Below are 12,529 nucleotides of genomic sequence, written 5' to 3'. Positions count from 1 at the left end.
TTGTCTGTCATCAGCCGGCCGTGAGGCCGGCTTTTCGCACAGTTTCTGCCGTTTTGACAAAGGCTGCGACAAGAGGCATGACAACGGCGTCTTCATGAAAGAGTAGCCGAATTTTGGTCATTTTGCGAATATGAACGGGAAGCAGGGGGCGCATGACGCCGCTGTCTACCCAACCCTTGGCGTAGTGTTGAGGCAAGAAACCGATATAATTCCCCGTCAGTATCAACATGGCAATCCCTTCCGTAAATTGCCCGGTTGCGGCCGGAGTAAGCCCGATCTTGTTCTCATCCCGAAGCTCGGACTCTGAATAGGCATGTTGCGCAAATCGCTGTTCGTTGAGCAGATCGAGGCTCAGATCGCTTTCGATATACTCAAAAAGTGGGTGATTTCGTCCGCAATAAAGATAGCTGTGTTCAAAAAACAGCGAGATGCTTTTCGCTCCTTTGATCATTCCTCGGTCGGTAGAAAATCCGATCTGCACGCGCCGGTCCGCAACAGACTGATCAATCTCAGCGGATGAGGTGGTAATTATCTTGATCTTCACGTCCGGAAAGTCGGTTGAGAAGCGGGTCAAGATCGCCAGGACCGGGGACTTTTCGCTGGTGACCAGCGAGTCAATGCATCCAATATGCAAGGTTCCGGTAGGATGTTTTTGAAGCGCGCTCAGTTCGGTGCGAAATCCCTCTAGAGCGCCCAACATCTTGGTACTCGCATCATAGACATATTGTCCTTCAGCGGTCAAAGCGAAGCCCGACCGCCCTCGGTGGCAAAGCTGCACACCCAATCGAATTTCCAGGTCAGCGATCTGTTTGCTGATCGCTGATTTCGTCATGTTTAGTTCGATTTCTGCAAGCGAAAAACCGCTGCAATCCGCCACAGAACGAAAGGTGCGAATGAGCTTCAAGTCAAAGTCCGATATCTGACCCGAAAACAGGCGCACTGGAAGGGTCATGAAACGATCCTGTTTGCTAAACTAAAAGCTCATACTTGTATTTTTGGGAAACTATAGCAAGCTGATATGGGAAAGCACGAAACCCAAAATTGACAGTTTCCTGCTGAGCAACTCAGCTTTCCAAGTCCGCCGATTTATCTCTTAAGATTATCGCTAAAGATGCCTCACTGGCGCACGTTGAGGAGACGAACCCGATGAGAACTGTTTATACGCGAGCTGAAATCGATGCCGTATTGCCTCGTGTAGATGCAACTGAAGCGGTCGCTCAAGGGTTTGTAGCCTTTTCGAAGGGGGACGTAGAAGTGGCGCCGGTGGGCGAACTGCTATTCCCTGAAAATTCCGGCGAGTTGCATATCAAGTTCGGTGCAATTCGCGGCGATGACGTGTTCGTCGTTAAGCTTGCTACCGGCTTCTTCAATAATCCGACCATCGGTCTGCCGCCGTTCAACGGATGCATGATCGTCCTTAGCCAGAAAACGGGCGTGATTGACGCCGTCCTGCTGGAAGAGGGAGAATTGACAAACCATCGGACTGCGGCTGCAGGTGCAGTCGCGGCCAAGGCACTCGCCCCCGGCAATCTTCGCGCGATCGGTATCGTCGGCACCGGAGTGCAGGCACGCCTACAGGCCGACTACCTGCGTCGCGTGACCGACTGCCGAGACCTGTTCATATGGGGTCGTCGGCCTGAAGCCACAGAACACGCGGCCGCGGACATAGGCAGAATGGGTTTTCAAGTCTTCATCGCCAAAGGTCTCGATGAGCTGTGTGAGCGGAGCAGATTGATCGTCACGACAACCCCTGCCGAACACCCGCTTCTCACTGCCTCAATGGTCAGACCTGGTACGCATATTACAGCAATGGGATCGGACACGGCCGAGAAAAACGAACTTGCAGCCGAACTTCTGGAGTTGGCTGACTTGGTCGTTGCCGATAGTTTGGCACAAAGCGAGTTCCGAGGTGAAATCTACCAAGCGTGCAAGGCCGGGGTTTTGCAGCGGAAAACCGTGGTGGAACTCGGCACAGTCCTGTCTGGAGCAGCGGTAGGAAGGACATCTGATGCACAAATTACCATCGCAGATCTGACTGGCGTAGCTGTCCAAGATATCGCGATTGCTAAAGCCGTTCTTCGCGAGCTCAGGTCGAACTAGGCCCTGCGTTTAATTCCGCTCCGGCGAACAACACGTGGCTTTTAGTCGAGTTGACGACGAGATACGGCAGCTTGCGCGGGACCATCCCGTAGGCGAACTTTGGAAGGTAATTACTGGTGCCGAGCCGGGCCGCACCGCCGCATCACAGATCACCTTGTTGGACAGCGTGCGATATTCAACGGGATTTCTCAGCCCTGAGGTATGTCCGGCACGCAAAAGCTCACTTTCTTTCAGAATCTGGATCTGCGAGCAGATCCAGATAACCTACGAGGGATGTTCGGGATGCTGATGCGGCATCGGGTTATATTAGGAGCGGTCTAAAGACTGCCTAACGCGATTGAGCGCAGAGCTCAAACGGCAGCGAGGGATGATCGGAGTGCGCGGCACTTCCGAAACAAGGGGTTGTTTTTTGAGACATCAACTTAAGAAGACAATTCGGCAAGTGGTGGGGACGCTGCTGATGAACCTTACTCCGTCACTTTTTTGGAGCTTCAAGCCTTCGCGGTTTTTTTCCAGGGTGAAATTGCCGAACAAAGAGTGGGGCATCACTTCAGCGATCTTCGTCTGCGGCGGAGGCAAGCCAGCCTATGTCCATCCCTTCGACCGAGTCCCATCGGAACAATAATTTTAGCCGTATCGCTGTTCCATAAACCGCATGCTGAAGGTGCGATTCCGAACCCCCAGCCTCCTCCCGGGGCACCTCGACTGCATCATCGCTATACGCAAGAAGAACGGCTCCGAATATTTGAACCGCCATAAGTAAATACCTTAGGGCCTGCCGGACGGACTTGAGTTCGGTATGGAAATATTGCTGACAGAGGGCAGCGCTAAACTAAATAGGATCGGCCCATCAATAATCAACAGCTGACGGCGTTTAGATATTCTCAATATCCGTTTCGATATATTTGGAGTTGATCTCCAACCTACCTGTCGATGAAGCCCAAAAAACGCCAACGCCGGCAATCGCGCAAAAAATCAGAGTTAGGACGCCAAGCCAGCGCAGTCTGCGTTCCTCAACTTGTGACAGGGGTTTATCGCGACCATCGCAAAGCGAACCGGCGACCGCATATCCAATCCCACGTTCAAACATTTCCAATCTCCTTCTTAGTCCCGATAACTAATTGGCAGACGCAGTCGCGGTCGCTCCCAATCATTCAGATAGTTGTCGATTGCGATGACCTCTTGTGTCAGGAGGGGAGATTCGTGGCTTGGGTAAAACACCTTTTCGTGAAAGTTTACATTCTGATTTTGAGTATTATGTCTGCAAAGGTGCTTGTCCCACTTGCTTAGTGCCCCACGCGTAGAGATCGCTGCGAAAGGTTGAAGGCGTTTGCGGCGTCTTGTGGCCGAAGTCGAGATAGCTTGCGAAATCTCGTTTCCATGTCGCCACCCACTCCGGTTCAAAACAGGCGTTTTCAGCTTCAGTATTCATGACTGGAATTATCGTCATCAATGCCACCAGATCAAAGCCGTCAGGTCTCGCCATCCCCGTCAGTGGCCGGCGACTCCTCCTCCTGTAAATTGATTTTAAAGCCCGTTGAAGGCGCGGCTTTCCGCTCGCTCTGTTTGCTTGCCAACGAACTTTCAGCGTGAACTTCATCAGTCGTTCTGAACCGCCCCGACTTTTCCGAAGACAAGGCCGGGGCGGTTTAACATCATGGGCTCATACAAAATCGTACCATTTCAACGACCCAGTCGCTCTGCTAGCGCAATCGCGTGTTGGCGACTTGCAATTCGCGTATTTGCTCGCTCGATGTAGTGCTTCTCAGTCGTCGTAAAGGAACGATGGCCCAGGCCTTCTCTTGTCATTCGGATGTTTTTTGGATCGACCACTGCGATGAACGTGGCAAAGGCATTGCGAAAACGGTGAGGCGACACAGGAAACCCTAGGGCGGCCTTGGTTCGGCTACAAACGATGCGATAGATGCTGCCAGGGGACATTGCGCGATTACCTTGAACCCATAGCGCATCGTTCGTTCCGCTAGAAAAACTCTCGCGAACATTGGAAAAATAATGATCTAGATATGAAGTAAGCCGGAGCGACAACAAATAGGTCTGGGACGATCCCGTCTTAACCAAATCCGCGGGCACTTCAATACGCCAAAGCCCGTTGATGTTCCTAAAATGAGATTCTCTCAGCCCCGCAAGTGCCCTACGGCGCATGGAAGATTCGACCAATAATACGATCAAAAGCCCGTCACGGAATGCTTTCGCGTCAGCAATCGAGATATTTACCGCATCTTTTGTTTTGTCTAGTGACGATTCAATCAGGGATATACCCACGGCGTAAAGGTCGCTGCTAAGCACTTCTGGACGGCTTCGCGGCTTCGCGTGATATTCGATGCGCTCGCCTATCTTGTAGAGCCATCCCCACTCCTTCGATGGGCACATTACCTTAATGACCGTATAAACTTTCTTTAGGACGTGCGCGATGGAGGACAACCGCATTGTTTTGAAAGCCACAATGCAAAATGTCCGCACCGACTGAGGAGTTAGCCGTTCTGTGGGTGATAGCAGTAGTCGAGGGGGATCGACCGTACTCAGAAACTTCCCGTAGCAACCTTCATAGGAGCGCAGAGTGGCCGGTGACAGCGGACGACGATAGTTGTCCTCGAATATGTCATCCGACGATTGAAAAGCCCTCTGGAACAGGTCCCTATCTGCCTCTGGCCAAAGGGCGAACGACAGCGAAGAAATTCTCCTCTTCTTAATCACGGGCATCCCTTTCGCGTTTGACCTGGATGCCCTCTAGGCCGGCAGAGATCGACTCTTCTAGAAGCTTTTGGTGATGGCGCTGGCCTCGCTTGGGCTCGTACCCTGCATAAAAATTTACTGTGGTAGACAGGTTCTTATGCCCCAGCAATTGCTGCACTAAAACATGCGCGCCGGGATCCGCGTCCAAGATGATTTTGGCACACAGGTGCCGAAAAATATGAGGGTTCAGAGGTACTCCCACAAATCTCTCGGTGTATTCTTTAACGAGCCTTGCGACCTGTGCGTCCCCTTTGGGAAGCCCATTCGAACCAAAAAATAGATACTTCGATGGGCCTCCCATAGCGTTAGGCGCAATCTTTTCGCGATACTCGAGCAACATTTCCGCAAGGGTAGGCGGAATATCAAAATCGAGCGCTGTACCGGATTTGTTTTCGTGCGCCGGAATCACCAATCGCGATTGTCCGGCAGGCCGGAGGTAGATATGTCGGTCCCAGGACAGGGACGCCAGGTTCGCGAGCCGAATAGGCATGTAGATCAAGATACAAATGGCCAAAGCGGCATGGGCTTTAGCCATGGTCCACGCCGATTTCGGATCGCCTTCTCGCACCAGGATCCATAACAGAGTAGGGGTCTTGACCAATCGAAGCAGGTAAGCGGGATCATCAAATACTGCTAACTTCACCTCGTTGCGCGGTGCCATCACCGCGGGACGCCGGGGTGACTTGTATACAATTCGTTTTAGTTCTTCCAACTGATTGGGATCAAGTCGCAGAAAATCACGGGCAACCAAGAAAAGAGAAAGGGCCAAATCGAACACAGGCTTGGGCTCTAGCCGATCTCCCATGTAGTAGCTTAGTATCGCTTTGAAGTTTTCTTTTATGAATAATATCTTCAGGCTATCGATCTCGTTCCGTCCGATGCCGTTTTTTATAAGCGCGGAGACGGCGCGTTTAATATCCAACTTGAGTCCCACTCTTGATGAAACAGAAAGCGGTCTTGTCCGCGCATCGTCAGCAAATATATCGCGACATTCGCACCAGTTGAGAAGTTGATAAACCTCTGTCCCAAAAGTTGTTGGAAGCTTCTCAATGTCAGGGAGAGTTGGACCGTTGCGTCGGGCCGAAACAGTAACGTGATTCAACTCAAGTTCTGGGTGCTCATCGGCAAAGCAATTCCAAGCGATCAACGTGGGGCGAATGATGTTGTCAAGCTTTTTTCGCAGAGATGTTAAGCTCCGATACCGAAAATAGTCCTGCATACATAGATCGGTTACCTGATGAGGCAACACCTCGCGGCAGCTGAAATAGCGTGCGGCTGGCATTAGGTATGTTCGAAAATCGTATTGACTGCTGAAGCCGAAGACATGCCACTCCCTTCTCAGTAGACAATTGTTCACATCTTCTTGACCCGAGGTGATCAGGATCGCCTTAAGCCAATGTGATTTCAAATTGGCGAACGTCTTGGGACTGACGTTTAATCTGGCCGGAAAGAGGTGCTTAAGAAGCTCGCGTAACTGGGGAGCCTCACCAGGGATTTGTTCAAGAGGCATATTTAGCCACTCGGGGAGTCTATTCAACGCCAATGTGATTTGGTGACGGTCCCCGTCAGACAGATCAGTTGAAGTTTTGAGAATTTCTTTTACCTGCGCCATGTTCCTCTTGGCGATATACAGGTCGGTCCTGATATTCATGAATTTGCTCCTTTTGTTCTCGTCCGATGATCCGCTGCGGGAATACATTGGGTGTGAACTCTGTTGAATTTCGAAAATTATCGCATTACGCGAGGCTCCGAGTTTCCGACTCCGGAGGGTTACAACTGGAGAACTGTGGGAAGTGAACCGCACTGAACTGCACAATGCGGCGGTTTCGGATTGAGACCGCGAGCGCTGATCTCCACGCGAGGCATGAACTCGTTACCCCGTTAAACTACTCGACTTCAGCAGACGTATCTTTTGACAGAGAGTCCGGCCGGCCCTCAAAGGCCAATTCACCGCACGATCCGGTTTCAGTCACTATCCTTGCGCCGCTGAGATCCGCCGCAATCCGCGGCGGAGAACTCATCGGCGCAGGGCCATCGCTCACAATGGCCAGTTAAAGAAACCTCCAATTTTTCAAATTATCAAGATCAAAATTCAGATTTCACGAATAAAATTCCGCCAATGCACCTAATTTTTTTACTTGCCTTCGTATTATCAAGTTTATCTTAACACCAAAATCACTAGTTTATTTTGATATACACATTCACAGAATGCAACGTTCTGACTCGTTCTGATGCCTCTGCCCTTCAAAAGACCTCAATGCCATTAATTAGTCGTCTTGTTGTCTGCCTCGCGTCCACAGGACACGTAAAGGCATTGGAAACAGGTAGATAGTTCGGGGTACAGATGTCTGCTGATTGCGTCGGCGAATCCCGCACTCATCTCTCTCAGGGACACACGGCGCATGTCGGAGTAGATGCGGATCGTCCTCACGCGCCACTGCGCGCGATCCAATGCAACCCCAATAATTCGGGCGGTGAACAGATTACCTTGACAGCGGATATCGGCACCGCTTTTCCGGGCATTCCTGCTTCTCATGCAGATTGCCGGATCAATAATCTGAGAGGCCTTTATCAAGTTCCGTGGATTTAAGGCCCGGCCAAGGATTTCTAGGGTCCCCGGCGCTGCCTCTCCGGAGGAAAATTTTCCAGAATTGCAAAACCCGTGGAAGGATTCCGAGGGTCCCCGGCACTCATTCTGGATTGAGGATGTAAGGTGAAGGCAGCCACAAGAGCCGTTCATGAGGGTGAGCCGAAAGCATCGCGGATAGCAGGCGCTAACGTCCGGAGATCACCCGTGGCTTCGGTTTCAAATTATATGATTCAAAAAATCTGCAAGGATTCGCAGGGTCCCCAGCCGCTTATTTGAGCTGAGAAAGACTTTTCACTCGAAAAATGAAGGGTGGCCGTCCTGGTATTTGGCTACCCACGGGGGAGGGCGGGGCGTGAAAGGAACGTTTCCACTCCGTGCTTCGGTTCATTCATTTGGGTTGATCGGATCCTGCCGATTCAGGCCCTCTAGCCGTGAAACCCAGTCCCGACCGGACCATGACAAGCAGCCTTGGCGCCAACAAACCAGGCAACGTTTTGCGATCAACGCAGTCAAGCGCGTCGCGCATTTCTTGGGGCTAAGTTTCGGTGCGCCTCTGTTTGCACCCGCGACCAGCGCCGACGCCCCGCAAAACCGATCGCAGCAGGGCTCGGAACTTGCTCATTGTCCCAGCGTAGGAAAGCGGATCGGACGAAGGCTTTTCTGTAGCTTTTTCAGTGTTTTAACGAAAAATGCATAAGATCAATTATGGAACTCACGACGTAGGGAGACCGAGGGCTCGCCCGGAGCATTGCGCTTGGAGGAAAGGTTATTTAGTACGACTGGAATGCGCGCAGCCTCTCACTTTGTGGTTTCGCAAGAACCTCTTTCGAATCTCCTTCCTCGGCGATCACGCCCTGGCTCAGGAACACGCGGCTGCCGTCGTCTCGGGCGAAGGCTATTTCGTGGGTGACCACGATCATGGTGCGCCCCTCTCCGCCAAGAACTTGCATCGCGATCTGCCAGGCTGTGTTGATTGCCTGTAATTCCCTGGTGTGCGGTATCACAGTTTCTTCTCAGGATTTTGTACAGGCCGAACATCACGCTCGTGGATGGTAATTGCCATGGCGCACTCGCAGTCGCCCGGCTTGGAAGCGAAATAGAACATACCGGGCAAAAGAGGGGAACCTATGCGCGGCCCAGAGCACTGCAAAACAGGCTGGCGCAGCGGGGCAAAGCTTCCCCCCGTGGATGTGTGGGAGCTCCTCGCTTCGCTCCCTTGGTGAGATCGAAGGCGGCAACGAAGACGAATGCTCCAGCAAGGCCTAGATGTTCGAAGAAAGCGTTGGTGGCCATCATGCGCTCCATGCCGGGAGCCAGTGCCCAGAACCGAAGTGCGATGAGTGTGGCAATCAGCGTGAAGCCTGAAAGCGCCAAGGCGCCTGCCCAGCGCAGAACGCCTGAGATTACCATGGCAGACGCCGTCAGCTCAAAAACAATGACAATGACTGCAAAGACAGCGGCAGGTTGCAGGCGGAAGTGGTCCATCTCTGCCATGGCGCCATTGAAATCGAAGATCTTGGTCAAAGGACCCTGAATATAGGCAGCGCATAGCGCGAGCAGCGCAACGGTCCGGATCACTGGCGTTGCGATGATGCCCGCCAGACCTGCTTTCACTCGATTGTCGGTATGTGTTTGGTAGGTCATGGCTGCTCCTGCAGCTTGGCCCGGCGTGACGGGCTGTCGTCTTGCGACGGAGTGATCTTGAGCGGAAACATTGCCGCCCACAATTGCATCAATAGTTCCGATTTAATTGCGTTTTCTGTAATTATGAAATGCGAACGGGCCGCACTGCCTGTCCGCCAAAGCAGGGACAATCACACCGCCCAGCACGAGCAACCCAACGCCCCGAAGAACCCCTTGAGATCAGCAATCGGCAGTTTCGACGTCCATGCGTCTGCGTGGTCGTGACCGTGAACACCGCAATCGCTGGCGCAACCGCACGAGGTGATGGCTGTCCGGCGCAGCGACCGTTGACCGGCACCTTCCGGTTCACCCCAGGCGGCGTAGCCACCGAACTTTCGAACTGGAGACCAATCGGGCATAGCGGGCGGCACGTCGTTTTCATCTAGCGCCTTGAAGTCACCGGACCCGTAGACGATTTCGCCACCGACCATGGTGAGGTCTGAGGTCAGAAACGAGATTTCGTCTTCGGTGCAGGAGAAAAAGTCTTTGTCCGGCACGACGAGATCGGCGAACTGGCCCTTTTCAATGCGGCCTTTCTTGCCTTCCTCGTTGGAAAACCAGGTGACCTTTTCCGTCCACATGCGCAGCGCCGTTTCGCGATCCAGGCAATTCGCGCGCGGATAAAGCTGCATGCCGCCAACGGTCTTGCCCGTGACCATCCAGGAGAGCGAAACCCATGGATTATAGGAGGCGACGCGGGTGGCATCGGTTCCGGCGGAGACATGGACGCCCTTGTCAAGCATCTTGCGGATCGGAGGCGTTGCCTCGGCAACGCCATGGCCGTAGCGCTCCGTAAAATATTCGCCCTGATAGGCCATGCGATGCTGTGTCGCGATGCCGCCGCCGAGAGCCGCGATACGGTCTATGGAGCGGTCGGAAATGGTTTCGGCATGATCGAAGAACCAGTTCAGGCCTTCCAGCGGAATGTCCTTATTGACCTTCTCGAAAACATCCAGCGCACGCGTGATCGTCTCGTCATAAGTGGCGTGCAGGCGCCAGGGCCAACGGTTTTCCGCCAGGACCCGCACCACCTCTTCCAACTCGCCTTCCATTTCCGGGGCCATTTCGGGCCTTGGCTGGCGAAAGTCCTCGAAATCGGCAGCGGAAAAGACCAGCATTTCGCCAGCGCCGTTGTGGCGGAAGTAGTCATTGCCCTGCTTGTATTTGACCGACTGCGCCCATTTGAGAAAATCTTGCTTCTCTTCCTTCGGCTTCTGGGTAAACAGATTGTACGCGAGACGAACCGTCATTTGGTTTTCGTCGGAAAGCTTCTGGATGACTTCATAGTCGTCCGGATAATTCTGGAAACCACCGCCCGCATCGATGACGCCGGTGATGCCTAGACGGTTCAGTTCCCGCATGAAATGGCGGGTCGAATTGACCTGATAGTCCAGCGGCAGTTTTGGCCCCTTGGCCAGCGTCGAATAGAGAATGCCCGCATTGGGCTTCGCCAAAAGCAACCCTGTCGGATTGCCGTTGAGATCGCGCGTAATCTCACCACCCGGCGGGTTGGGCGTATCCTTCGTGTAGCCGACGGCACGAAGGGCGGCACCATTGAGAAGCGCCCTGTCATAGAGGTGCAGCAGAAACACCGGTGTATCGGGCGCGACAGCGTTGATTTCTTCGATTGTCGGCAGACGCTTTTCCCAAAACTGGTGCACGGTAAAGCCACCGACGACGCGCACCCATTGAGGGGCAGGGGTAATCGCGACCTGCCGCTTCAACATGTCCATTGCATCTGCCAGCGAACGAACGCCATCCCAGCGCAGTTCCATGTTGAAGTTCAAGCCGCCACGCACGACGTGGGTGTGGTTGTCGATCAGGCCCGGCAGTACGCGCTTTTCCTTGAGGTCGATAATTTTCGTATCCGGCCCTGCAAACGCCATGACAGCGCCATCGCTACCCACATCGGCAAACAAACCGTCTTTGATGGCAATTGCCGTTGCATTGGGGTTGGCGCGATCCAGCGTCGTGACGCGGCCATTGTGAAGGATGATATCGGGATGCATGGTGTCTGCTCCGGTCTTGTTTGTATCCGCGGCTTTGGCCGGCAAGAGGAGATTGGACAAGGCGAGGCTGGACGCCGCACCAAGAAACGTGCGGCGCGTCGTCATCAGCTTTTGCCCTCGGGAGCGTCTTGTCTGGAGGTCTGCCCGCCCTTGGGCATATGTCCGAACATGTGCGGCTTGGCGTGGTTGAGCCACGCCACCGCCCCGGGCTCCTTGTTCCAGATGGTTTTTGCAAGAGGCACGAGCTGTTCGCCAACGAGGATGCCAAGGAGACCGACCAGAGCGACGACAGGCGGAGCGGGCGAGCGGACATTGAGAAGGCTGTAGATCACGCCCACCAACAGGCCGGCACCGAGGGACAGGAGATAAATTTTCATGGCTGAGACCTTCAATGTGGGAAGAACAGCCCTGTTGGCCACCATCGGTGGAACGAGAGACTTCCTCCCGGGCCCACTCGGCCCGGCAATTTTGAAAGGGTTTCTATTTGCAGCACAATGGAGCGAGCGGGCTGGAAACAATCCCGCGCGCAATCAGTCGTTTAGCCCGCATTCCTGACAGCGTCCTGTGCCCTCTGATAACTCTCGATCACAGCCGCATAGTTAGGTGCTGCCATCGCATAAAGCTGGGCGAGGTCGCCGGCCTCTGGACGAGCCCAGGTGCGGTGGAGTTCTGACAAGAGCGAATTTGTGGATGTCGGCTTCACTCCGCCTTGCACAAAGCGAGCTAGCGAAACTCGAGATGCCATTTCACTGGGGTCGCCTGAGGCATCCATTACCGCATATACTTCGTACCCCGCTGCCCGTGCATCGAGTGCGGGGAACATCACGCATACGCTTGTCCAGACGCCAGCCATCACAAGTGTTTTGCGGCCCGTCGCCTTTACTACGCCGACGAAATCGTCGTTGTCCCATGCGTTAACTTCACCTTTACGCGGAACGTAAACGGCGTGCGACGCGTATTCATGGATTTCCGGCATAAGCGGGCCGTTGCTGCCGGCAGGCTCCGAAGCCGTTGTGATGACAGGAATGTCGAGAAGTGTAGCTAGCTTGGCAATCATCGCCACGTTTCTGCGGAGATCAGCGACTGCGATATCTTTTACGGTCTGGAACAGACCAGACTGATGATCAAGCAGGAGGATCACCGTATCGGACGGATCGAGCAGGGTTGCGCCACCGCCCGAGGGAAGGATGCTGGATTTGTTGGCTGAAAGTGTCATTACCATTCTCCATCTTGTTTCGTTGTGCGGCTGCAATTGCCTGAATTCTTAGCGCACCCCATCCTCGGGTGTCGTCGAAAACGAGCCATACGCTGTTAAACCAAGTATCGCCTGATTTTAGGAAAGGTGATCTAAATCGCGCAATAAAACCGCCTGCATCGGAATTGTAATCTCCAA

At 53.6% G+C, this 12,529-nt stretch carries 13 protein-coding genes; 3 read left to right on the top strand and 10 right to left on the bottom strand.

From position 1 onward, the window contains the following. Positions 1–10 precede the first annotated feature (10 nt). Positions 11–952, bottom strand: a complete 942-nt coding sequence (locus QO002_RS29890) for a LysR family transcriptional regulator (protein ID WP_307237106.1) — start codon at positions 950–952, stop codon at positions 11–13. A gap of 194 nt (positions 953–1,146) precedes the next feature. On the opposite strand from QO002_RS29890, the gene QO002_RS29885 reads away from it, so the two are divergent. After that, entirely contained in the window at positions 1,147–2,100 is a 954-nt protein-coding gene (locus QO002_RS29885; RefSeq protein WP_307237101.1) for a Rossmann-fold NAD(P)-binding domain-containing protein, read from the top strand. A 34-nt stretch (positions 2,101–2,134) separates the two neighbouring features. Further along, positions 2,135–2,389, top strand: coding sequence for a hypothetical protein (locus QO002_RS29880; RefSeq protein ID WP_307237097.1), 255 nt, complete (start codon positions 2,135–2,137; stop codon positions 2,387–2,389). A 585-nt stretch (positions 2,390–2,974) separates the two neighbouring features. On the opposite strand, the gene QO002_RS29875 is transcribed toward QO002_RS29880, so the two are convergent. The 8 genes from QO002_RS29875 to QO002_RS29840 form a co-directional block, all read right to left on the bottom strand. Next, the gene (locus QO002_RS29875) at positions 2,975–3,190 is read right to left on the bottom strand and encodes a hypothetical protein (RefSeq protein ID WP_307237094.1); all 216 of its coding nucleotides are present in this window, start codon (positions 3,188–3,190) and stop codon (positions 2,975–2,977) included. A gap of 165 nt (positions 3,191–3,355) precedes the next feature. Beyond that, positions 3,356–3,700, bottom strand: coding sequence for a hypothetical protein (locus QO002_RS29870; protein WP_307237091.1), 345 nt, complete (start codon positions 3,698–3,700; stop codon positions 3,356–3,358). An 83-nt stretch (positions 3,701–3,783) separates the two neighbouring features. Next, positions 3,784–4,563, bottom strand: coding sequence for a tyrosine-type recombinase/integrase (locus QO002_RS29865; protein WP_307237078.1), 780 nt, complete (start codon positions 4,561–4,563; stop codon positions 3,784–3,786). 244 nt (positions 4,564–4,807) lie between these two features. After that, a complete protein-coding gene (locus QO002_RS29860) occupies positions 4,808–6,505 on the bottom strand; it encodes a tyrosine-type recombinase/integrase (RefSeq protein ID WP_307237075.1) in 1,698 nt (565 codons plus the stop codon). Positions 6,506–8,214: 1,709 nt separating this feature from the next. After that, positions 8,215–8,364, bottom strand: coding sequence for a hypothetical protein (locus QO002_RS29855; protein ID WP_307237072.1), 150 nt, complete (start codon positions 8,362–8,364; stop codon positions 8,215–8,217). A 205-nt stretch (positions 8,365–8,569) separates the two neighbouring features. Then, entirely contained in the window at positions 8,570–9,088 is a 519-nt protein-coding gene (locus tag QO002_RS29850; RefSeq protein ID WP_307237069.1) for a DoxX family protein, read from the bottom strand. Positions 9,089–9,258: 170 nt separating this feature from the next. Next, complete coding sequence (locus QO002_RS29845; protein WP_307237067.1) at positions 9,259–11,241, bottom strand: amidohydrolase; 1,983 nt, start codon at positions 11,239–11,241, stop codon at positions 9,259–9,261. Further along, positions 11,241–11,513, bottom strand: coding sequence for a XapX domain-containing protein (locus QO002_RS29840; RefSeq protein ID WP_307237064.1), 273 nt, complete (start codon positions 11,511–11,513; stop codon positions 11,241–11,243). Before QO002_RS29840 ends, QO002_RS29845 begins: the two co-directional genes overlap by 1 nt. On the opposite strand from QO002_RS29840, the gene QO002_RS29835 reads away from it, so the two are divergent. Then, positions 11,512–11,691, top strand: coding sequence for a hypothetical protein (locus QO002_RS29835; protein WP_307237061.1), 180 nt, complete (start codon positions 11,512–11,514; stop codon positions 11,689–11,691). The two genes, QO002_RS29840 and QO002_RS29835, sit on opposite strands and share 2 nt — an antisense overlap. Here the strand turns inward: QO002_RS29835 and QO002_RS29830 are convergent. Continuing rightward, positions 11,675–12,352, bottom strand: coding sequence for an isochorismatase family protein (locus QO002_RS29830; protein WP_307237058.1), 678 nt, complete (start codon positions 12,350–12,352; stop codon positions 11,675–11,677). The two genes, QO002_RS29835 and QO002_RS29830, sit on opposite strands and share 17 nt — an antisense overlap. Positions 12,353–12,529: the final 177 nt, after the last annotated feature.

This window comes from Pararhizobium capsulatum DSM 1112, assembly GCF_030814475.1.
Taxonomy (GTDB): Bacteria; Pseudomonadota; Alphaproteobacteria; order Rhizobiales; family Rhizobiaceae; genus Pararhizobium; species Pararhizobium capsulatum.
The sequence above is the reverse complement of the archived record's forward strand: the minus strand, read 5'-3'. Positions and strand labels throughout refer to the sequence as shown.